18 protein-coding genes are annotated in these 20,608 nt (G+C 59.7%); 4 read left to right on the forward strand and 14 right to left on the reverse strand.

Annotated elements, in window-relative coordinates:
* Positions 1 to 2: 2 nt before the first annotated feature.
* From ACR52_RS04620 to minC, 5 genes are all read right to left on the reverse strand, one after another.
* Positions 3 to 1,292 (reverse strand): M18 family aminopeptidase, encoded by a 1,290-nt coding sequence (locus tag ACR52_RS04620; protein ID WP_048720995.1) that lies wholly within the window; start codon positions 1,290 to 1,292, stop codon positions 3 to 5.
* A gap of 173 nt (positions 1,293 to 1,465) precedes the next feature.
* Positions 1,466 to 2,101, reverse strand: a complete 636-nt coding sequence (locus ACR52_RS04625; protein WP_048720997.1) for a pseudouridine synthase — start codon at positions 2,099 to 2,101, stop codon at positions 1,466 to 1,468.
* A gap of 103 nt (positions 2,102 to 2,204) precedes the next feature.
* Positions 2,205 to 2,459 (reverse strand): cell division topological specificity factor MinE, encoded by a 255-nt coding sequence (minE, locus tag ACR52_RS04630; protein WP_003175252.1) that lies wholly within the window; start codon positions 2,457 to 2,459, stop codon positions 2,205 to 2,207.
* Positions 2,460 to 2,462: 3 nt separating this feature from the next.
* Positions 2,463 to 3,275: a septum site-determining protein MinD gene (gene minD / locus ACR52_RS04635; protein ID WP_048721002.1), complete on the reverse strand. Its 813-nt coding sequence runs from the start codon at positions 3,273 to 3,275 to the stop codon at positions 2,463 to 2,465.
* Between the two features lie 201 nt (positions 3,276 to 3,476).
* Entirely contained in the window at positions 3,477 to 4,214 is a 738-nt protein-coding gene (minC, locus tag ACR52_RS04640; protein WP_048721004.1) for a septum site-determining protein MinC, read from the reverse strand.
* Between the two features lie 118 nt (positions 4,215 to 4,332).
* Here minC and ACR52_RS04645 point away from each other — a divergent pair, with 118 nt between their 5' ends.
* The gene (locus ACR52_RS04645) at positions 4,333 to 5,268 is read left to right on the forward strand and encodes a lipid A biosynthesis lauroyl acyltransferase (protein ID WP_048721005.1); all 936 of its coding nucleotides are present in this window, start codon (positions 4,333 to 4,335) and stop codon (positions 5,266 to 5,268) included.
* Positions 5,269 to 5,301: 33 nt separating this feature from the next.
* Complete coding sequence (locus ACR52_RS04650) at positions 5,302 to 6,444, forward strand: patatin-like phospholipase family protein (RefSeq protein ID WP_048721007.1); 1,143 nt, start codon at positions 5,302 to 5,304, stop codon at positions 6,442 to 6,444.
* A 138-nt stretch (positions 6,445 to 6,582) separates the two neighbouring features.
* Here the strand turns inward: ACR52_RS04650 and ACR52_RS04655 are convergent, their stop codons facing one another.
* The 8 genes from ACR52_RS04655 to puuE all read right to left on the reverse strand — a co-directional run bounded on the left by ACR52_RS04655 (position 6,583) and on the right by puuE (position 13,737).
* Positions 6,583 to 7,368, reverse strand: a complete 786-nt coding sequence (locus ACR52_RS04655) for an outer membrane protein OmpK (protein ID WP_048721009.1) — start codon at positions 7,366 to 7,368, stop codon at positions 6,583 to 6,585.
* A gap of 23 nt (positions 7,369 to 7,391) precedes the next feature.
* Entirely contained in the window at positions 7,392 to 7,760 is a 369-nt protein-coding gene (locus ACR52_RS30150; protein WP_152687585.1) for a hypothetical protein, read from the reverse strand.
* Between the two features lie 44 nt (positions 7,761 to 7,804).
* Positions 7,805 to 9,151 (reverse strand): nucleobase:cation symporter-2 family protein, encoded by a 1,347-nt coding sequence (locus ACR52_RS04660; protein WP_048721011.1) that lies wholly within the window; start codon positions 9,149 to 9,151, stop codon positions 7,805 to 7,807.
* 133 nt (positions 9,152 to 9,284) lie between these two features.
* The gene (locus tag ACR52_RS04665) at positions 9,285 to 10,559 is read right to left on the reverse strand and encodes a urate hydroxylase PuuD (RefSeq protein WP_048721013.1); all 1,275 of its coding nucleotides are present in this window, start codon (positions 10,557 to 10,559) and stop codon (positions 9,285 to 9,287) included.
* A gap of 51 nt (positions 10,560 to 10,610) precedes the next feature.
* Positions 10,611 to 11,114, reverse strand: a complete 504-nt coding sequence (locus ACR52_RS04670) for an ureidoglycolate lyase (protein ID WP_048721015.1) — start codon at positions 11,112 to 11,114, stop codon at positions 10,611 to 10,613.
* A gap of 147 nt (positions 11,115 to 11,261) precedes the next feature.
* Complete coding sequence (gene alc / locus ACR52_RS04675; protein WP_048721016.1) at positions 11,262 to 12,257, reverse strand: allantoicase; 996 nt, start codon at positions 12,255 to 12,257, stop codon at positions 11,262 to 11,264.
* A gap of 41 nt (positions 12,258 to 12,298) precedes the next feature.
* Complete coding sequence (gene uraD / locus ACR52_RS04680; RefSeq protein WP_048721018.1) at positions 12,299 to 12,814, reverse strand: 2-oxo-4-hydroxy-4-carboxy-5-ureidoimidazoline decarboxylase; 516 nt, start codon at positions 12,812 to 12,814, stop codon at positions 12,299 to 12,301.
* Positions 12,811 to 13,737 (reverse strand): allantoinase PuuE, encoded by a 927-nt coding sequence (gene puuE / locus ACR52_RS04685; RefSeq protein ID WP_048721020.1) that lies wholly within the window; start codon positions 13,735 to 13,737, stop codon positions 12,811 to 12,813. The genes uraD and puuE overlap by 4 nt, the downstream gene beginning before the upstream one ends.
* Before the next feature lie 416 nt (positions 13,738 to 14,153).
* Between puuE and uraH the strand changes: the two genes are divergently transcribed.
* The gene (gene uraH, locus ACR52_RS04690; RefSeq protein ID WP_048721022.1) at positions 14,154 to 14,507 is read left to right on the forward strand and encodes a hydroxyisourate hydrolase; all 354 of its coding nucleotides are present in this window, start codon (positions 14,154 to 14,156) and stop codon (positions 14,505 to 14,507) included.
* A 159-nt stretch (positions 14,508 to 14,666) separates the two neighbouring features.
* On the forward strand, positions 14,667 to 19,946 hold the full coding sequence (locus tag ACR52_RS04695) for a dermonecrotic toxin domain-containing protein (protein ID WP_048721024.1): 5,280 nt from the start codon (positions 14,667 to 14,669) through the stop codon (positions 19,944 to 19,946).
* On the opposite strand, the gene ACR52_RS04700 is transcribed toward ACR52_RS04695, so the two are convergent.
* Entirely contained in the window at positions 19,927 to 20,568 is a 642-nt protein-coding gene (locus ACR52_RS04700; RefSeq protein WP_048721026.1) for a LysE family translocator, read from the reverse strand. The genes ACR52_RS04695 and ACR52_RS04700 overlap by 20 nt on opposite strands.
* Between the last annotated feature and the right edge of the window lie 40 nt (positions 20,569 to 20,608).

Consider the following 20,608-nt stretch of genomic DNA (forward strand, 5'->3'; position numbering starts at 1 on the left):
TCCTAAGGCAAATCGCGACTCGCGTAGAACGCGCCCAACACTTTGACCAAATGGGCCAGGTCATGGCTGCCGCACAGTTCACGGATGGAGTGCATGGCGAACGTCGGCAGGCCGATGTCCACGGTGCGCACGCCCAGGTGGCTGGCGGTAATCGGGCCGATGGTCGAGCCGCAACCCATGTCGCTGCGCACCACGAAGCTCTGCACCGGCACTTCCTGGGCCATGCACAGGTGGCGGAAGAACCCGGCGGTTTCACTGTTGGTGGCGTAGCGCTGGTTGCTGTTGACCTTGATGACCGGGCCTGCGTTGAGTTTCGGGCCGTGGTTGGCGTCGTGTTTTTCCGCGTAATTCGGATGCACGCCGTGGGCGTTGTCCGCAGACACCAGCAGCGATTTCTGAATAGTGCGTACGAACTCATCACCTTCCGGCAGCAGGCGGCGCAGGGTCTGTTCCAGCATCGGACCGTCAGCACCACAGGCCGAGCAGGAACCGACTTCTTCGTGGTCGTTGCACACCAGCACGCAGGTTTCTTCGGTCTCGCTGGTGAGCAAGGCTTGCAGGCCGGCGTAGCACGACAGCAGGTTGTCCAGGCGAGCGCCGGCGATGAAGTCGCCGTTCAGGCCAATCACCGCTGCGCTCTGGGTGTCGTAGAAGCTCAGCTCGTAGTCAAGCACCACGTCGGCGTTCAGCCCGTGCTCGCGTGCCAGTTGTTCGGTGAGCACGGCGCGGAAGTCCACGCGTTCGTCACCGGCAAATTGCGCGAGGATCGGCGGCAACTCGGTCTGGGCATTGATCGCCCAACCCTGGTTGGCTTCACGGTTCAGGTGAATGGCCAGGTTGGGAATGATGGCGATGGGCAGCTTGAAGTCGATCAGCTGGCTTTCGACCTTGCCGTCGCGGCGGAAGGTGACGCGGCCGGCGAGGGACAAGTCGCGGTCGAACCACGGCGCCAGCAACGCGCCGCCGTAGACTTCCACGCCCAACTGCCAGAAGCCCTGGCGTTGCAGCTCGGGCTGGGGCTTGACCCGCAGGCAAGGGCTGTCGGTGTGGGCGCCGACCAGGCGAATCCCGCCCTGCAGCGGCGAGTGACGGCCGAGCTTGAAGGCGATGATCGAGGAATCGTTACGGGTGACGTAGTAGCGCCCGTTGGCTTCGGTGGTCCAGGTTTCGCGCTCGTCGAGACGCTGGTAACCGGCCGCTTCCAAGCGCTGCGCGAGGGCGGCAGTGGCATGGAAAGGAGTAGGGGAGGCCTTGAGGAAGTCGATCAGGCCTTGATTCAACGCTTCGCGCATAAATAGCTCCAGACAGCAATGCGCGGAGTTTACCGTATTGGCCCGACCGATTCATTCTAGGAGCGAGCTTGCTCGCGAAAAACCTGAGAACGCCGTGTGCATTCAGGATGCCCGCGTAATCGTTGGCGATTTTTGCGAGCAAGCTCGCTCCTGCAGGTACCCGGTTTTGTCGGTCAGAACGGTGCAGGGCACTCGAAGCGCAAACGCTTGCCGCTTTGCGGATGGGTGAAGCTCAACATGCTCGCATGCAGGCACAGGCGCGGCCACGCGGCCAGGGCCTGTTCATGGGCGTACAAACCATCGCCCAGCAACGGATGGCCGATCGACAGCATGTGCACGCGCAGCTGGTGCGAACGCCCGGTGATCGGTGTCAGTTCCACGCGGCACCAGTCGGCGCAGCGTTCCAGCACCTTCCAGAAGGTCAGCGCGTGCTTGCCGAATTCGTGGTCGACCACATGGCGCGGCTTGGTCGGCGGGTCGTAGCGCAGGGGCAGGTCGATGCTGCCGCTGTCCAGTTCCGGTTGGCCCCACGCCAAGGCGGTGTAGGCCTTTTCGGTTTCACGATCGTGAAACTGGCGGGACAGTTCGCGGTGTGTGTCGGCGTCCCGCGCGAGCAGGATGATCCCTGAGGTTTCCCAGTCCAGGCGATGGACGATGCGCGCTTCGGGGTAGCCGTTTTCCTGCAGGCGTGTGATCAGGCAGTCCTTGTTATCGTCGGCGCGGCCAGGCACCGAGAGCAGCAGGGTCGGCTTGTTCACCACCAGGACAGCGTCGTCCTGATAGAGGATGTGGATGTTGGACAACGGCATTAAACAGCCTCGTAACAAACGCCAACGGCGACACGTTTACCCGTGGCAACCGATAAATCGATTGTCGCGGGTAAACGTGCCGCCGTGGCAGCCGCCTTTTCGATCAACGATCAGGCAGGGTGATATTGAGTTCCAGAATCGAGCAACTGCCGTCATTTTCCAGAGCGACATGCACGTCATCGTTGCCGATATTGACGTACTTGCGGATCACCTCGACCAATTCCTTCTGCAAGGCTGGCAGGTAGTCCGGCGTGCTGCGTTGGCCGCGTTCGTGCGCCACGATGATCTGTAGACGCTCTTTCGCTACCGACGCGGTACTTGGCTTTTTGTTGGCGCGAAAGAAGTCGAGAAATTTCATTGTTTAGTTGCCTCCAAAGATACGCTCGAAGAATCCCTTCTTCTGTACATCGAGGAAGCGATGTTCCACGGTCTTGCCCAGCAAACGATCGACGGCATCGCTGTATGCCTGGCCGGCATCGCTCTGGTCGTCGAGAATCACCGGAACGCCTTGGTTTGAGGCTTTCAGTACGGCTTGCGATTCTGGAATCACGCCCAGCAGGGTCACGGCCAGGATGTCCTTGACGTCTTCAACACCGAGCATTTCGCCTTTGCTGACGCGCTCCGGGTTGTAGCGGGTCAACAGCAGGTGTTCCTTGATCGGCTCCTGGCCGTCTTCGGCGCGCTTGGACTTGCTGGCCAGCAGGCCGAGCATGCGGTCCGAGTCACGTACCGAAGACACTTCCGGGTTGGTCACCACGATGGCTTCGTCGGCGAAGTACATCGCCAAGTGAGCACCGGTCTCGATGCCGGCCGGGGAGTCGCACACCACGTACTCGAAGGTTTCTTTCAGTTCAGCGAGGACTTTACCTACGCCTTCCTTGGTCAACGCTTCTTTGTCGCGGGTCTGGCTGGCGGCCAGTACATACAGGTTCTCAAGGCGCTTGTCCTTGATCAGGGCCTGTTGCAGGTTGGCTTCGCCGTTCACCACGTTGACGAAGTCGTACACCACGCGGCGTTCGCAGCCCATGATCAGGTCGAGGTTACGCAAACCGACGTCGAAGTCGACGATAACTGTCTTGTGGCCGCGCAGAGCGAGGCCGGTACCGATAGCGGCGCTGGTGGTGGTCTTACCCACACCACCCTTGCCGGATGTAACCACGAGAATCTTGGCCAAGGTGTTTCACCCCTAAGGAAAAAGGACCTTTCAGTCCCTGAAAAACATCTCTTGGAACTCGCCACAGGGGGGCAGCTGTTGTAGGAAAAAGATGTGGTTTCCGTAGGGGAAACGCCAACTTTCAATTATTCCTACGCAAGTCTTGCCGGTTTCGCTGTGCTATCAGAGCCTAGAGATGCTTGGAAAATGCGGCAGTATCCGTTAAAGACGTGTGATGTTCAACACATCGCCCGACAGGCTGACCTGCACCCCGGCCCCCCACAGCGGATCACGGCGCAAATCTTCCGAAACCTTGTACTGGCCTGCGATGGACACAAGCTCAGCGCTCAACTGCTGGCAAAAAATACGGGCCTTGGTATCACCCTTGATGCCGGCGAGGGCACGGCCGCGCATCGGGCCGTATACATGGATGTTGCCATCGGCGAGAAGTTCCGCCCCCGGGCTGACCGAAGAGATCACCACCAAGTCGCCACCTTCGGCGTAAATTTGCTGCCCGCCGCGTACGGGTGAGGTGATGATCTTTGTAGGCTTGATCTTCGGCTCCGGCGGTTTTTCCGGTTTTTTCTTCACTTCGCCGACCAAAGGTTCCAGCGGACGCTCACGCGCGCCGGACGGCGGCAGTACTGGCAGTTCAATGGCGATGGCCGCAGCAATGTCTTCGATACGGCTGGCGCGAATCGCCAACGTGCGCAGGCCATGGGAGCGGCAGACGCGCATCAGGCCGGGTAGGTCAACGGCGCCTTGGCCGGCGGGCAGTTTGTCCAAGGCCAGTACCAGCGGGGCATTGTTGAAGAAATTCGGCGCCAGGGCGACCTTGGCGGCGAGCTGGCGATCCAGGGCGTCGAGGTCGTTGCGGGCCAGTTCCAGCACGGTGATGGCGAGCATGCTGCCTTTCAGCTGGAACACGGGATCTTGGTCTAGCGGTTCGGTTTGGCTCATGGTCGGCAAAAACGGCTTGTCACGAAAAGTGTCGAGACTTATAGCGAGAACATCCACTGGCCGCAAGCCGAGTCGAACCGTTGTAGAATGCGCGACCCTGTCTTTACCGGAATCTGTAATGGATCGCCCGCGTTTTCGTGCTGTATTTTTTCACCCGCGTTTTTGGCTGTTATGGCTGGGACTCGGCCTGCTGTGGCTGGTTACGCAACTGCCGTACCGCGCGCTGCTGGTGATTGGTCGCCTGCTGGGTGCGGGCATGTACCGTGTCGCCGGCGAACGTCGCCGCATTGCCGCGGTTAACCTGGAACTGTGCTTCCCGGAAAAGTCCGCCAAAGAGCGCAAACATTTGCTCAAGGAAAATTTCGCCTCCACCGGAATCGCCTTCTTTGAGATGGCCATGAGCTGGTGGTGGTCGCGTCAGCGCCTGGCCCGCCTGGCCCATGTCGAAGGGCTTGAGCACCTCAAGCAGGCGCAGCTGGACGGCAAGGGCGTGATCCTCATGGCCCTGCATTTCACCACCCTGGAAATCGGTGCGGCGCTGCTCGGGCAGAAACACACCATTGATGGCATGTACCGCGAGCATGGCAACCCGCTGTTCGACTACATCCAGCGCCGTGGCCGCGAGCGCCACAACCTCGACTCCCTCGCAGTTGAACGTGAAGACGTGCGCGGCATGCTCAAGTTGCTGCGTGCCGGCCGGGCGATCTGGTACGCGCCGGACCAGGACTACGGCGCCAAGCAAAGTATCTTCGTGCCGTTGTTCGGTATTCAGGCTGCCACCGTGACCGCAACCAGCAAGTTCGCTCGCCTGGGCAAAGCGCTGGTGGTGCCGTTCACTCAGGAGCGCCTGGCCGATGGTAGCGGCTACCGCTTGGTGATCCATCCGCCGCTGACTGACTTCCCCGGCGAATCCGACGAGATCGACTGCCTGCGCATCAATCAGTGGGTCGAAGCCTCGGTGCGTGAATGCCCCGAGCAATACCTGTGGACTCACCGCCGCTTCAAAAGCCGGCCGGCGGGCGAACCCAAAATTTACGAAAAGCGCCGTCGATAACACCGACCTCTGCCCCCCATATGGAGTGACGCAATGCACCCAGCTGAACCGGTTACAGGCTTGATTCTTTCCGGCGGCGGGGCGCGAGCGGCGTATCAGGTGGGTGTGTTGGCGGCGATTGCCGAGCTGTTACCACCGGGGGCACCCAATCCTTTTCCGGTGATTGTCGGCACGTCGGCCGGCGCGATCAATGCGGTAAGCCTGGCCAGTGGCGCCATGGACTTCACCGCAGCTATCCAACGTCTTACCGCCTTCTGGCAGGGCTTTCGCAGCCATCTGGTGCTGCGCAGTGACTGGCCTGGAGTTATCCGCCAGGCGAGCCGCTTCTTTATTCACAGCCTGCTCGGCATCGGCGCCCAAGTGCCTGTGGCCTTGCTCAATAGCGTGCCGTTGCGCGACTTGCTGCAGGACCGCTTGAACCTGGCCGGTATCGACGAGGCCATCCGGCACAAGCATCTACATGCCGTGGCGGTGACGGCCTTCGGTTACGAGTCCGGGCAAGCGGTGACCTTCTATCAAGGCGGCGGCACCATCGATCCCTGGTTGCGCCATCGTCGTATCGGTGTACCCACGCAACTGAGCGTCGAGCACTTGCTGGCCAGTTCGGCGATCCCCTTGTTGTTTGCCCCGGTCAAACTCGACCAGGAGTATTTCGGCGACGGCGCCGTACGCCAATCCGCGCCCATCAGCCCGGCGTTGCACCTGGGGGCCACGCGCGTGCTGGTGGTCGGCGTCAGCGGCAACCCACGGGGCAACGAACCGGCGATACAGCGCACCTATACGGGCCAGGAGCCGACCTTGGCGCAGATCGGCGGGCATATGCTCAACAGCACCTTCATCGACAGCCTGGAAAGTGATATCGAGCTGCTGGAGCGTCTGAACCAGTTCAGCCATTACCAACCCGCCGACAGCGCGGCGCGGGGGTTGGCGCCGGTGGAAGTGTTGGTGATCGCACCGAGCCAGCCGATCGATGAAATCGCGGCCCGGCATCGGCAGGAATTGCCAGCGGCGTTGCGCTTGTTTTTGCGTGGGCCAGGGGCGACCAAGACGAGCGGGGCGGGGGTGTTGAGTTACTTGCTGTTCGAGGCGGGGTATTGCAGCGAGTTGATTGAGTTGGGCAGGAAGGATGCGCTGGCCAAGCGCGAAGAGCTCAAGCGGTTCTTAGGCTTGGCATAAACCAACTGTAGGAGCGAGGCGGACGTCGCGAAGAACGCAAGGGCGCCGCATTAATCCTGAATAAACGCGGCGCGCTCAGGTTCTTCGCGAGCAAGGACTAGCCGTCCGCCTCGCTCCAGCAGTGGGGAGTGCGAACGCTTAGAAGTGATATTTGACCAGGAAGCTCGCCGTGTCCTGCGTGGTCTTGAACGCGCCGGAATCTTCGATCCCGTACTTGTTCTTCCAGTAGTCGTATTCAAAGCCGACATACAGCTGCTTGTCGCCCCAGTGCAGCGCCTTGCCCAGGTCATATTTAACCTGCGGGTTGAAGTGCAGGTTGGCGTGGTAAGTGCCACGGGCGTTCTTGTCGTTATCGACCACCCAATCCATAAAACCGTCGATCAACACATCGGAGTTGCCCACGGGAATGGTGTACGACCATACCGGGGTGATCTGCCACACACCGTCACCCGGGCGATTGCCTTCGGTCTGGCGCTGGTAGAAGTTCAGCTGGAAGTAGTCGAAACCGGGGATGTTCAAGTCGAAGGCCGGGCCCACCAGGTACGACTCGTTATCGCCTTCGCCGAACTCATAAGTGAAGGCCAGCAGCACATCCTTGATCGGGCCGAATGACAGGTCCTTGTCCAGAATCTTGCCGAACGACAGCCGCGGGCTGAACTCGCCGTAGTAAGTACTCGGGCCGGCGTTGCCGTCTTCCTTGCCGTTATAAAAGATGCGGTCGAGGAAGAAGAAGTTGTCGCCGTACTTCCACGCGTCGGCATGTTCAAACGTCACGGTTTGCTGGATCTGCGGGTTGACGGTAAAGCTCTTGCCCCACAAGTAAGTCAGGCTGTTGTTCTGCCACTGCAACAAATCACCGGCCACGGCTTGGCCACCGGCCAGCAGGGATCCCGCCAGCATCAGGCCTTTGAACATAGGTTTCATTCGGTTGCTCCCGAGTTAAAGTTTTATGGTTTTTCTTCTACGCAGGCGCTCTGGTGTGGCGCCTTTTGGTTCGCTGCAAAAATCGTCTGTTCGGTCAGCTTTAATGCTTTTAGCAAGAGCTGCGCCAATGTGTTTAAAAAGCCAAAAAATCCCCGTCGGCTGCAGTGGATGCAGTCGAATTCAGAGGACGTTTGCGCACTTCGGCAGCAGACATGAGGCCTGGGTAAGTTGGCCTTGCAGTCAGCTTTTACATTCGCTGTTTTTTTTTGAGTCGATTCGAGCGGGCGCGGAGAATACTGGCTCCCAGGCCTGGGCTCAAGTGCGCTGTAACAGAGCGCGTAGGGCGAGAATGGGGCACGGCGTGTGGCCGGCCCCTGGTGAAGGGTGAGCATGTGGACGTTCCTTGTTTGTTGTTATTGTTTTACTAACAAAGGAATCAATGTGTATGGGCGACTGCGGGTCGTTCGGAACCACCGAGAATGTTGAACAGTACGTTCAGCGACAGCGCGCTGAGGGTGGCCATGGCAATTCCGCTGTGGGTAATCGGGCTCATCCACAGTGGCAGTTGCGCGAAGAACTCCGGGCGCACCACCGGGATCAGGCCCATGCCGATGCTCACCGCCACCAGCAACTGGTTGCGGCGGTCGGCGATGTCGGCTTCCTGGAGGATCTTGATACCCGTGGCCGCGACCATGCCGAACATCGCAATCGCCGCGCCCCCCAGTACCGCCGGTGGAATCGACGCCACCAGGAACGCCGCCTTGGGTAACAGGCTGAGCACAATCAGGAAGGCGCCGGCCATGATCGTCACCGAGCGGCAACGCACGCCGGTCATTTGCACCAAGCCGATATTCTGCGCGAACGAGGAGTGGGTAAAGGTGTTGAAAAAACCGGCGAAGAACGACGCGCCGGCATCACACAGCAAGCCTCGGCGCAGCATCTTTGGTGTGACCTCCTGGCCGGTGATCTTGCCCAGCGCGAGAAACATGCCGGTCGATTCGACAAAGATGATCACCACTACCAGGCACATCGACAAAATCGGCGCCAACTCGAACGTGGGCATGCCGAAATGCAGCGGCGTGACTACCTGCACCCATGGCGCCTGGGCCAGGCCGCTGAGGTCGACCATGCCGATCATGCCGCACAGGCTGTAACCCAGCGCCATGCCGATCAGCACCGAGATATTCACCCAGAAGCCTTGCATGAAGCGGTTGATCAGCAAGATGGTCGCCAGCACCAGCGCGGCAATGGCCAGGTAAATCGGCGAGCCGAAGCTTGCAGCGGCGCTGCCACCACCGGCCCAATTCACTGCGACCGGAAACAGCGACAGGCCGATGGCGGTGATCACGGTGCCGGTCACCAAGGGCGGAAAAAAGCGCACAACCTTGGACATGAACGGCGCGATCAGCATGCCGAAGAACCCGGCGGCGATGGTCGCGCCGAAGATGCCCTGCAAACCGATACCGGGCATGCCGGCCATGGCGACCATACTGCCGACGGCGGCGAAACTGGCGCCCATCATGACCGGCATGCGAATGCCCACCGGGCCGATGCCGAACGACTGCACCAGGGTAGCGATGCCGGCTACGAGCAGATCGGCGTTGATCAGAAAGGCGATTTCTTCGCGGCTCAGGCCGGCGGCCTGGCCAATGATCAGGGGCACGGCGACGGCGCCGCCGTACATCAGCAAGACGTGTTGCAGGCCTACCAGAATCAGTTGCAAGAGGGGCAGCCGCACCATGGCGGGTGCGGCAGGAATCTGCGGTTCGACTAACTCGGACATGCACCACCTCGGATCTTTTTTATTTTTGTGTTGTTTGGCATTCAGTTGCCGGCTGGAACTCAATCTTCAAAACACTACAGGCCCAATGTGGGAGGGGGCTTGCTCCCTCCCACATTGGAACGCTGTGAATCAGTTAATTGGTACGCGCCCCCTGATTGATCCAGGTCCCAATCAAATCCCGCTCCTGCTGGGTCATTTGGGTGATGTTGCCCAGCGGCATGATCTGGCTCGCCACGGCCTGCGCCTGAATGCGCGCCGCCTGCTGCTGGATCTGCGTCGGCGTATCGAACATCACACCAGCCGGTGCGGTGCTGAACAGCGGGCTGGTCGGCTTGGCCGAATGACACACGGTGCAGCGTTGTTCGATCACGCTGTGCACCTGCCCGAAGTCGGTGGTGGCCTGGGCAGCCGCAGGTGCCGCGGCGGGAGCAGCCGGTTTCAAACCACCGCCCAGCGCTGTTTCCGGCAACGGCTGGTACTCGATGGCAGCGGGAGCCTTGGCCACTTCCGCAACAGGCTTGGGCCCGGTGACATACGCCAGAGAGATCATCGCCAACGCGCCTACCGGCAAGGTCCACGCATACTTCTGGCTGTTATGCCGGGTGTTGAAGTAATGCCGCACGAGCACCGCTGCCACCGCGATCCCGGCCAGGATCAGCCAGTTGTATTGGCTGCCGTAGGTGCTCGGGAAGTGGTTGCTGATCATGATGAACAGCACCGGCAAGGTGAAGTAGTTGTTGTGCCGCGAACGCAGCAAACCCTTGGCCGGCAGGGCCGGATCGGGCGTGCGGTTTTCCGCGATTGCTGCCACCAGCGCACGCTGGGCCGGCATGATGATGCGGAACACGTTACCGACCATGATGGTGCCGATCACTGCACCCACATGCAGGTAAGCACCACGGCCGCTGAACACTTTGCTGAAGCCGTAAGCCGCCGCGATCAACAGCACAAACAGGATCAACCCGAGCAGGGCAGGGCGCTTGCCCAGGGCCGAGTCGCAGAGGAAGGAGTAGATGAACCAGCCGGCGAACAGTGAGCCGATGCCCAGCAATACGCCTTCGGTGCCGCTGAGGCTGCTGCCGGGGGCGAGCAGGTACAGCGTCGGGTTGAGGTAGAACACCACGCACAGCAGCGCGACGCCCGACATCCAGGTGAAATAGGCTTCCCATTTGAACCAGTGCAGGTTGTCCGGCATGGTCGGCGGGGCCAGTTTGTATTTTTCCAGGTGGTAGATACCGCCACCGTGGATCGCCCACAAGTCACCGGCCAGGCCGTTCTTGGGGTTGACGCGATTAAGGTTGTTTTCCAGCCAGACGAAGTAAAACGAAGCGCCGATCCAGGCGACGCCAGTGATCATGTGAACCCAGCGCACGCTAAGGTTCAGCCATTCCAACAGATGTGCTTCCACAGTCTTTACCTCTCGCCTGTCACCCTTGTTGTCGGGTGATCCGGCCTTCTCTTATTGGTGGGGGGCGAGGATCAACCGCTCATCCTCTTTGAAAAAATGCTCATCGCAGTTATTGCCTGTGCCACTGCGATCAACCACCAGGAAGTCATCCCGCTTTTCGATCGTCAGCACCGGGTGGTGCCAGACGCCGCGATGGTAATTAATGCCCTGCCTGCCGTTGGTGACGAAGGCGCGGACCAAGCCTGATACAGGTTCATCGCCAAGTGGCGCGACCACGATCAGAAAGGGGTTGCCGAGCAGCGGTATGAAGGCCTGGCTGCCCAGCGGGTGTCTCTCCAGCATGCACACGGTCAGCGGCATGTCCTGCGCGTCGGCGCGGAAGATGCTGATGATCGCGTTGTCTTCAGGCTGTGCGGTTTCTACCGTTGCCAGCTTGTGAAAGCGCATGGTCGACCCGTTGTTGATCATGAAGTGATCGCTGCCATCGGTTTCGATAACGTCTCCGAAAGGGGCGAAGGCTTCTTTGGTCAGGGGTTCGATCATCAGTGTGCGCATGGCTGTCTCTTATCCGAGTTCTGTGTTGTTGGTTCTGCTTTTTGTGGCGAGGGAGCTTGCTCCCGTTGGGCTGCGTAGCGGCCCTAAAATCTTGGGAGCGCTTCGCACTCCAACGGGAGCAAGCTCCCTCGCCACAGGGTTCAGCGCTTACTTCGCGACCTTGCCCAACACCCGCAGGCGGCTCACACCACCGTCCGGGAACACGTTCAGGCGGATGTGGGTGATCGGGCCCAGTGCCTTGATCTGCTCGGCGAAGGTGTGTTCGGCGTGCATTTCCAGTTTCTGCGCCGGCAGCAGTTCGCGCCAGAACAGCGATTGGGTCTCGATCTGGTTGTCGGTGCCGCCTTTCACGAAGGCGCCCTGGATCGAGCAGGTGTCCGGGTAGTTGCCCTTGAAGTGCAGGGTGTCGACGATGATCTTCTCGATCTCGCCAGGATGACCCAGCGCGACGATGACCCAGTCATTGCCCGGCGTACGACGACGTGCGGTTTCCCAGCCATCGCCCATGTTGATGCCACGGCCCGGGTTGAGGATGTTGCTCATGCGGCCGAAGTGCTCGTCGGAGCAGGCCAGCGCACGGCCGCCGTTAAGGGCCGCAGCCAGGTCGACCTGTTCGTTGTCGCCCACCGAAGACCAGTCGCGGAACGGCACGCCGTACACGCGCAGACGGGCCACGCCGCCATCCGGGTAGATGTTGAAACGCAAGTGGCTGAACGCCTGGTCGTTGCTGATCTCGTGGTAGTGGTGGCTGTTGCCTTGCAGCTCGACGGCCGACAGTACTTCCACCCACTGGGTATTTTCATCTGGATCGCCTGAAGCCAGGAAGCAGGCTTCCAGCGAGGCCGACGGCGGGTAGTTGCCGGTGAAGAATGAAGTGTCGATGTCCACGCCTTTGATTCGGCCCGGTACGCCCAGGCGGATTACCGCGCTGTCGTAGCCTTCGAAGCGCTTGCGGCGTGACTCCCAGCCGTCCATCCACTTGCCGTTGTCATCGAAAACGCCCTCCTTCCACACGGCCGGGGTCGGCTGGAACAGGCGGTTGGCGTCAGCGAACCAGTCATCGGTCACCGAGAGAATCTTGGTGCCCAGACGGGCGTCGGCCAGGTTGACGAACTTCTCGAAAGGTACGGGTTGCGCTTTCATTCTTCTTGTCTGCCTTAGATAGAGTGGCTGGGGATGGTCATTCAGAGGGTCAGTAGTCGGAACAACGCGATCTTGTTGATCTCGGCCAGTGCGCATTTGAACTCGGTCTCCACCGAGTGGTGAATGCGCGTTTCGAACGCGGCCAGGATCTGGTGCCGGTTGCTGCCTTTTACCGCCATGATGAAGGGAAACTTGAACTTGGCTTTGTAAGCCTCGTTCAGCTCGGTGAAGCGCGAAAACTCGTCGCTCGAGCATTGGTGAATCCCCGCGCCAGCCTGTTCTCCAGTGCTGGCTGCGGTAAGCTGGCCCTGGACGGCCGCACGGCCTGCTAGGTCCGGGTGAGCGACGACCAGCAGAAGCTGACTGGCATGATCGGCGCTCAACAGGATATCGCTCATGCGCTGGTGCAAGGTTTCGATCTCATCGATCGAGCTGTCCTGGCCCAGGTCGAAGGCCTTTTCGGCCACCCATGGCGAGTGTTCGTAGATATCGGCGAAGGCCTGGATGAATTCATCGCGGCTCAACGTCGACGGCTTCAGGGTCTGGAAGGAGGTCATTTCGCCGCTCCCGTGTACGGGTGGGTTTCGTGCCAGTGACGTGCAATGTCGACGCGACGCGTAAACCACACCTGCTCGTGCCCTTTGGCGTACTCGATAAAACGCTTCAAGGCCGCCAGGCGTGCAGGGCGGCCGATCAGGCGGCAATGCAGGCCGATGGAGAGCATTTTCGGTGCGTCGGCGCCTTCGGCATACAGCACGTCAAAGGCATCCTTGAGGTATTCGAAAAAGTCGTCGCCCTTGTTGAAACCCTGCACCTGGGTGAAGCGCATGTCGTTGGTGTCGAGGGTGTAGGGGATCACCAGGTGCGGCTTGCCGGTGGGGTTGTTGGGTTCCCAGTAGGGCAGGTCGTCGTCGTAAGTGTCGCAGTCGTAGAGGAAGCCGCCTTCCTCCATCACCAGCCGCCGGGTATTGGGCCCGGTGCGCCCGGTGTACCAGCCCAACGGGCGTTCGCCGGTCAGTTCGGTGAGGATGCGGATGGCTTCGAGCATGTGCTCGCGCTCCTGAGCCTCGTCCATGTATTGGTAGTCGATCCAGCGGTAACCGTGGCTGCAGATTTCATGGCCGGCGGCGACCATCGCGCGGATCACATCCGGGTGGCGCTGGGCGGCCATGGCTACGGCGAAGATGGTCAGCGGTATGTCGAATTCTTTGAACAGCTTGAGGATGCGCCACACGCCGGCACGGCTGCCGTATTCGTACAGCGACTCCATGCTCATGTTGCGCTCGCCCTGCAGCGGTTGGGCCGAGACCATTTCCGAAAGGAAGGCTTCGGACTCTTTGTCGCCGTGCAAGATATTGCGCTCGCTGCCTTCTTCGTAGTTGAGTACGAAAGACAGCGCGATGCGTGCCTTGCCCGGCCAGTGGGGGTGAGGAGGGTTACTGCCGTAACCGATCAGGTCGCGTGGGTAGTCAGCGCTCACTGCAGTCTTCCTTCTTGTTCGTCGGAGTAGCGATGAGTGATTGTATACAACTTATCATTGAGTTTGTAAGCCTGGATTTCTGCATTTTTTCTAAACGGTCTGCTTGTAAGCCATTGCAAGAAACCTGCCTGACTGGTCAGCTAAATCAAAATAAACACTCGTCTGTTGTAGGAGCGAGCTTGCTCGCGAAAAACCCGAGAGCGCCACGGTAAGCCGGACGCGCTGCGTCAGCGTTGACGATTTTCGCGAGCAAGCTCGCTCCTACAGAAACGCTGTAGCTGGCATCCAATTGTCCTGTTGAATTTATTGTGTACAATTTTTTTAAAAAGTGTCTTAATCAATCATCACCGGCTTTTTCGATGCCCTGAAAAAGTGCAGGTTTCTCTTCTACTGACTTCAGGAGGCGCGTAGACGCCATGGGACGTTTGACCACACACGTTTTGGACGCCGCACACGGCTGCCCCGGCAGTAACATAAAGGTCGAGTTGTACCGCGTCGAAGGCGCGCAACTGGACCTGGTGGCTACCGCCGTGACTAATAGCGATGGCCGTTGCGATGCGCCGATGCTGCAAGGCGACGACTACCGCAGCGGCGTGTACCAACTGCAATTCAGCGCCGGCGACTACTACCGCGCCCGTGGCGTGCAGCTGCCAGAGCCGGCTTTCCTCGACGTGGTGGTACTGCGCTTTGGTATCTGCGCCGAACAGGATCACTACCATGTCCCACTACTGATTTCGCCTTACAGCTATTCCACCTATCGCGGCAGTTGAGTCGTCACCTCGCTTCATACCCCCAAAGCTCTTCGTTGGTTTTTTGCCCGCCCACACAGCGGGCTTTTTTTTGGGGTGGGTGTGCGTTCAACTATCTAGCGCCTTTTGAATATCTGAGGTGTTTAGGCTGGGTATTTTCCTCATGTAGAAGAAAACACCATGACCTCGCCCCCAGATCATCCGCACGCGCCACGCCCTGGCAATGCCGCGTTCGACCCCTTCGAACCGGACGTCGCCACTGAAGTAGAGTCACGGGCCATGTGTGACCCGTTGATACAGCGGATTAACGCCTATACCCATCCCAGCCGCCTGATCAATCAGATCGGCCTTGCCGACTGGCGGTGTACCGAGTCGACTCAGGAGCTTGCACGCCTGATAGGGCGCTCGCCCAAGGTCTTGAAGGTTATTCGCGCCGAACTGCGCACAGCGTTTGAGATTGATCCGGACAGCCTTTTGTTCACTGAGCCCGAGTCGCCAGGCGTTCCCCGCAAAGTCGACAGTTTGACCGACCGGGCGTTGTTGTTGCTGGTGCGACCTTCGGTTGAGATCAACGTTAATCAATTCACTGCCCTGAGCGTCAAGGGAGACCCGAGTCGTCGGTTGCCCTATACGCCGTTGGACGTATTGCGGCGCGTTATCGCGATGACACTCTTTGAACGCCTGGCGCGCGCGGTAACCGACTATTGGGACACCCTGGCGCAGGGTTCCTGGCTTACGCACCGGGAGCGCTGGGTAGAGTTGCACAAGGGGTTATTCGCTGACCGAGCCTTTTTGGCTCGGCAACTGGGGGAGTTGACGAGTGCGGGAATGGCCATGGTTCAAGCCCTGATCGATGCCCCGACCGCGCAGGCCCGCCAGCGCGCAGGCGGAGATTGGGCCAGCGTGCAAGTGGGTCAGTTGATGTGGCCGGGTACGTCTGCGGTAGCGATCCCCGGTGCATTGCATCTTTATCGTGAGGGCGACCCCAGCGATGCGCCTCATGTGATTTACCTGCCGGGTGTGGTCCGCAACTTTTACGAGGCACCGTCCTTCTCCGCCCTTCAATGCACCCTGCTGGAGTTGAACAGATCCCTGTTCCACGACCTCTGGCAGTGCTTGCCGTTAAGTCGTCGCAAGGAATTATACCGGCCCGCGGACCTGTCCCCGGCGACCGGCTTTGTTTGTGGCCTAGAGGTGATGGACGATGCGCTGGAGCAAGGCGCCCAGGCGCTGTTGACCGGGCAATGGAGCAACGAGCTGGGCTGTGCCGTGAAGGTTTATTTCGAGCACGTGTTTTCTGAAACGCGACCTCGGCCTCAACCGCTGGATGCGGCCTCTTTTCTCGCGCATGTGGAGGGCGCCAGGCAGCAATTGGTCGGTAGCGCTCGTCTCGGCGTCATAGGCGATCAATTGCTCAAGTGGGACCAGCAGCGACGCAGCGAAGAAATAATCTTTGCCAGTACGGCGTCCGGTCTGGCGCTGCGCACCGCAGAGTGGCAGATCCAGCGCTACGAAAAGGGCCTAGTCGCGCTGTTGAACCCGGATGATGCCAGTGCGCAGACGCCAGCGTATCAGGAGGTCGTGTCGCTGGTGAGCCAACTCAAGGTCCAGACCCAGGCGTTGAATACGTTGATGCAGGGTGCGCAGCCACGGTTGCTCAATCTGGATTTTTGGGCTGAGCGCCCCGGTGGAGTGGGGACTCTCAGGCGAGGCTCCCTGTTCATGAATGCCCAAACCGAGGCCCTGCGCTGTGAGGTTCAGTTGCAACACCGGCTCAAGCTGCTAAGCACGGCTCATCGGGACCTGATTATCGAAGTGGTCGACCAGCCTTTGGCAACCAAACGCCCGGGCAGTCAAACCCAGGTGCTGTCGATCGCGGTGGGCAGCGAGCCGGACGCCTTCTACCCGCTCCATAACGTGTGGATGGTGACCACGGCAGCGGCGGTGCGGGTTCCGGCGCGCCAGCTCCCGGTGGTGTTGTACGCTTTCGGGTTGGATGGCGGAGTGATGGCTTTTTCCGGGCTGGACGCATTAACCCGAAGCCTCAAGGCGAGCCTGAGCAGTCGCGACGACTCCGTGTTGTGGGGGTATGTCGAGCGCGATAAACGTAATGACTTACGCGCACATGCGGTGGGTGAAACGTTGGCAGTGCGCTACGTACCCCTCGATGGCAAGCCTGCACTGGCTTCGCTGAAGAAATTGCTTGGCTGCTGCGATCGCTTGCACAAAAGCACCGAGGACATCACGCGTATTTTCAGTGAGGTCACGGATGTCGAGTTGAGCCGAGCGCTGCTGATGGTTGAGCTGGAAGAGCAACTGAAGGTTCCGGCCAATAGTGCACTGAGCCAGGCTCAGGCCAATATTGAGTTGCTGCGCAAGGTCGCGTCGCAAGCGAAAAAACTGCCGGCATGGTTGACGGGTGCAACGCGTGCCCAGCGTAAAAACTTCAAGCGCTTGCAGCGTCTGCACCTGAGCAACGCCTATGCATTTAAAAGCCGGCTTGAACAACGCCTGCCGGACCTGAACACGTTCGCCCGCCGCGCCTTGATTGCCCGTTTGAGCGAGGACGGCATCTCCCCACAGTTTGATATCGACCAACCCTTGATTGATATGCCCGATGATGTACGCGGCTCTTTCTGTGGGTGGACAAGCGGCTGTGCTGTGGGTGATCGCAACATAGTGTATACGCCGACCTCGGTGCGTACGACCTTCAGTCTGCTGGAACTGGCGCTGCATAACCTGGACCCACTGGCGCCCTGGACTCAGTGGCGACTCGATCGCGCCCACTATCTGCAACCCGACTTGAAACAGCAGCTGAATGCCGATTACCTGATCCGAATGGCGTCATCGCTGGATATCGGTGGCCAGTACGACGCATTGATCAACAAGGTCTTTTATCCGCGTATTGACACCCACCACATGCTCAGCGAGGGACGTATTCCCGAGTTATTGAATCGCAAGCTGCAAGCAGGCTTTGCGCATCATCTGTTCTCGGCGATTCAACGGGGGCTGTCGGCGAATGCACTAAGCCTGTTCAACACCGCAATGGCGGCACGAACGCCACAAGATCTGTTGAAAAACCAGCATGAATTGCAACTGCATGTGGTTCATCTGGTGGGGCACACGATGCAGCACGATCGTTACATCGCAGGGATCGTGGTTGTGCATGACAAGCCCACCGGGCTGTGTGTGGTTTATTGGCCCGATGCTCCGCACGCCTTGACCCTCACCGAATACAACAGCCTGCAAAGGGCTCAGGATGAACTGAATCGTATCGGCGCATCGCCCGAAAACGTCAAGGCGCTGGCGCTGCAGGTCGCACCCGGTTGGGCATTTGAGGCAATCACCCATCATCCGGACAGCGTCGATAGACGTGGCCAAGTATTCAATGTGCGTGAACTATCGCGTCATTTTTTTATAGCGAAAGGGATCTGGTGGGGCATCGGGTTTGTTCGCTCATTCCGCATCAAGCATTTGGAGCCGACGGCGTCGCTGGATGAGATTGAAGAACAAACCCTTGAGCAGATCGCCAGTGATCCGAAGCACTGGCTGGCTGTTGTCCCCACCTCCCACAGTAACCCCCAGGCATTGCTGTACCGCGCCAGCGTGCTTGATCTGCAACGCCGGACTCAAGCTTCCAGTCATTCCGGCGAGGCGCTGCAGAACTATCGAATCCGTCGCCTGAGTGAGCAGAGCGATACCCGCACACGGGCGTTGGTGGGGTTTTTTTATCCGGTATTCGGGATGTTTAATGACTTCTATGAGCTGCTGCGGATGGCACGGAGTTATCACCGCTTTGGCGATCCCCACGATGCGCTCGATGTGGGCTTTATGGCCGCCTTTTTGGTTATCGATCTGTTATCTAACTTTATACCCGGCCCCAAGAAGGCGGGCCGTGCAGCGGGCGGCGTTACACGGCCGTCTCCGAGGGCGGCGTTGAGACGGATACACCACTTGCGTATGACCGCGCACGGCGGGCTTTCCAGCGTGGCGCCGTCTCCCGCGACTCAACTCAAAGCCTTGGAACGTTTCAAAATCAAGACGGTGCCTGAGGGGGCTGTGGCGTTGAAAGGGCCGGGTGAGAAAGGTGTCTATGTGAAAAATGGCGAGCTATTTGTGGCGGATGACACGCATCATTACCCGGTTTACAGGCGCAGCAACGAGCAGTCGTTTCGCCTGAAAAACAAGCAAACGCCGGGGCAAGACGAACTGATTTTGAACATTCACCAGCCCAGGGAGTGGTTACTGGGCGCGGATGCGCCTCAACCGGTGGCTGGGACGAGTTCGGGAGTGCTCAACCCGTGGCGTGCGCCAGTGCCGCCACCGCCGGACTGGCGGCCACCCACGGTGCGTGCCGCTACCGAAAACAGTATTTATCAGTCACCTGCACAGGGCACCTACTGGTTCGATTGGAGGGCTCGGGTCCCCAACGGGCAGGCCTCCGGCTCCTCGGCTATCGGGACGTTTCATGTGCACATGGAACCTCCGGGGTTTCCCTACGACACCCTCTATGTCGGGGCGAGATATGACACTCCGACAGCATCGGGGGTCGGGTACTACAGGTTGCTTCCCCAAGGTGACAATGCGCCATGGAGCGGCATCGCGTTTATCACCAAAGATGAGCCGCTGGTTTCACTCGCACGCGTTGATGTCGAACGTTGGACAAGCACTGCGCTTGGGGAGCAGCCCATTCCGGTATCGCGCCACCCTGCGGGCGAGTGGGTTCTCCATAGGCCTTTGTTCGACAGGCCCCTGGAGCAGTCTGTCGGTAGGGCGTTTCCCACCATGACCACCCACAGCCAAAAAATGGCAGCCGCAAGGCTGATTGAAATGGCAGACTCTTCCCGCTCGGTAACGGCTACTCACCTGCTCAATAGCCGTGCCACGCTGGATAATTGGTTGGTCCAAACCCCCAGCGGGGTCGGGCAGACGGATGACTTGCTGAGAATGTTACGGCCCACCGAAAGGGTGGGCGGATACATAAACATCGGCTTCGACGGCAAGGCACCTGGCTTCACTCGGGTCGACTTCCAGGTGGCTGGATTGGATCCCGCGCTGCGATCCCGCGGCCGCCAAGTCGCGACTCAGCAAAACGTTGCGCAGCACTTGGCAATCAAACGCGTGCTGGAACAGCAGGGGTTCAACGTCCAGGAACTGCAAGTTATGCGCGGCCACTACCCCATGCTTGAGTTGGTCGCAACCCATCCGCTTTCCAATTCAAATCGGCTGTACTACCTATCCCTCCAGTGGCTTGGCAGCGGGAGTACCCAGTTGAGAACCAAGCTGACGGATAAGTGGTTTAAAACCGCTATCAACAAGTATCCGGATTCGTTACCACTTGCGGGAGTCAAGCGTGCAATGGAGCAGCAGCGTCTGGTTCGGATCATGGCAGGCATCCAATGGCCCACCAAGGGGACGGTCCAGCCCAGCGTTTACTTTGTCAAATTGAACCCGTCCTGACGTTGATCAACGACAGGACACCGGCGCCGCCGAATAGCCCGGCACTGACGCGGTTGAACCAGCTCTGGCCCTTGCCGCTACGCAGGTACCGCGCCGCGCCATGGGCACCCAGGCCGTAGGTCAGCTTGCACAGCAAGTCGAGTACGGCCCAGGTGGCGATCATGATCAGCAGTTGGGGCAGGAACGGCTGCTCGCTGCTGAGAAACTGCGGCAGGAAGGCGGCAAAGAACAGGATGTCCTTGGGGTTGCTGGCGCCCAGCAGAAACGCGCGGCCAAATAAAGCGCGAAAACGCGGTTTGGCGATGGCCTCAGGCACCACCGCGCCCTGTGCCGGTTGGCGCGATTGCTGCCAGCTCTGCCAGGCGAGGTAGAACAGGTACAGCGCACCGACGACCTTCAGGGCGCTGAACACCTGCTCCGAGGCCAGCAGCAATGCGCCCAGTCCTAATGCCGAGGCACTCAACAGGCAGATCGAGGCAAGCACGCCGCCGAGAAATGCCGGATAAGAGCGGCGCAGGCCGTAGTTGAGGCTGTTGCTGATCATCAGCAACGACAGGGGGCCGGGGATCAGGATCACCACCAGCGCAGCGCCGCTGAACAGCAGCCAGGTTTCCAGACTCATTGCATTCCTCCATTCGTACAAAAGCCCCACCCGACGTGGT

Source organism: Pseudomonas fildesensis (assembly GCF_001050345.1).
GTDB classification, from domain to species: domain Bacteria; phylum Pseudomonadota; class Gammaproteobacteria; order Pseudomonadales; family Pseudomonadaceae; genus Aquipseudomonas; species Aquipseudomonas fildesensis.

What these genes read in the sequence shown, in the direction of transcription:
- ACR52_RS04650 (WP_048721007.1), top strand. Translation starts at nt 5,302, where the DNA reads ATGCACCCAGCTGAACCGGTTACAGGCTTGATTCTTTCCGGCGGCGGG.
- ACR52_RS04660 (WP_048721011.1), bottom strand. Translation starts at nt 9,151, where the DNA reads ATGTCCGAGTTAGTCGAACCGCAGATTCCTGCCGCACCCGCCATGGTG.
- ACR52_RS04625 (WP_048720997.1), bottom strand. Translation starts at nt 2,101, where the DNA reads ATGCCGTTGTCCAACATCCACATCCTCTATCAGGACGACGCTGTCCTG.
- ACR52_RS04700 (WP_048721026.1), bottom strand. Translation starts at nt 20,568, where the DNA reads ATGAGTCTGGAAACCTGGCTGCTGTTCAGCGGCGCTGCGCTGGTGGTG.
- ACR52_RS04620 (WP_048720995.1), bottom strand. Translation starts at nt 1,292, where the DNA reads ATGCGCGAAGCGTTGAATCAAGGCCTGATCGACTTCCTCAAGGCCTCC.
- ACR52_RS04655 (WP_048721009.1), bottom strand. Translation starts at nt 7,368, where the DNA reads ATGAAACCTATGTTCAAAGGCCTGATGCTGGCGGGATCCCTGCTGGCC.
- ACR52_RS30150 (WP_152687585.1), bottom strand. Translation starts at nt 7,760, where the DNA reads ATGCTCACCCTTCACCAGGGGCCGGCCACACGCCGTGCCCCATTCTCG.
- minC (WP_048721004.1), bottom strand. Translation starts at nt 4,214, where the DNA reads ATGAGCCAAACCGAACCGCTAGACCAAGATCCCGTGTTCCAGCTGAAA.
- ACR52_RS04645 (WP_048721005.1), top strand. Translation starts at nt 4,333, where the DNA reads ATGGATCGCCCGCGTTTTCGTGCTGTATTTTTTCACCCGCGTTTTTGG.
- ACR52_RS04695 (WP_048721024.1), top strand. Translation starts at nt 14,667, where the DNA reads ATGACCTCGCCCCCAGATCATCCGCACGCGCCACGCCCTGGCAATGCC.
- uraH (WP_048721022.1), top strand. Translation starts at nt 14,154, where the DNA reads ATGGGACGTTTGACCACACACGTTTTGGACGCCGCACACGGCTGCCCC.
- uraD (WP_048721018.1), bottom strand. Translation starts at nt 12,814, where the DNA reads ATGACCTCCTTCCAGACCCTGAAGCCGTCGACGTTGAGCCGCGATGAA.
- alc (WP_048721016.1), bottom strand. Translation starts at nt 12,257, where the DNA reads ATGAAAGCGCAACCCGTACCTTTCGAGAAGTTCGTCAACCTGGCCGAC.
- ACR52_RS04670 (WP_048721015.1), bottom strand. Translation starts at nt 11,114, where the DNA reads ATGCGCACACTGATGATCGAACCCCTGACCAAAGAAGCCTTCGCCCCT.
- minE (WP_003175252.1), bottom strand. Translation starts at nt 2,459, where the DNA reads ATGAAATTTCTCGACTTCTTTCGCGCCAACAAAAAGCCAAGTACCGCG.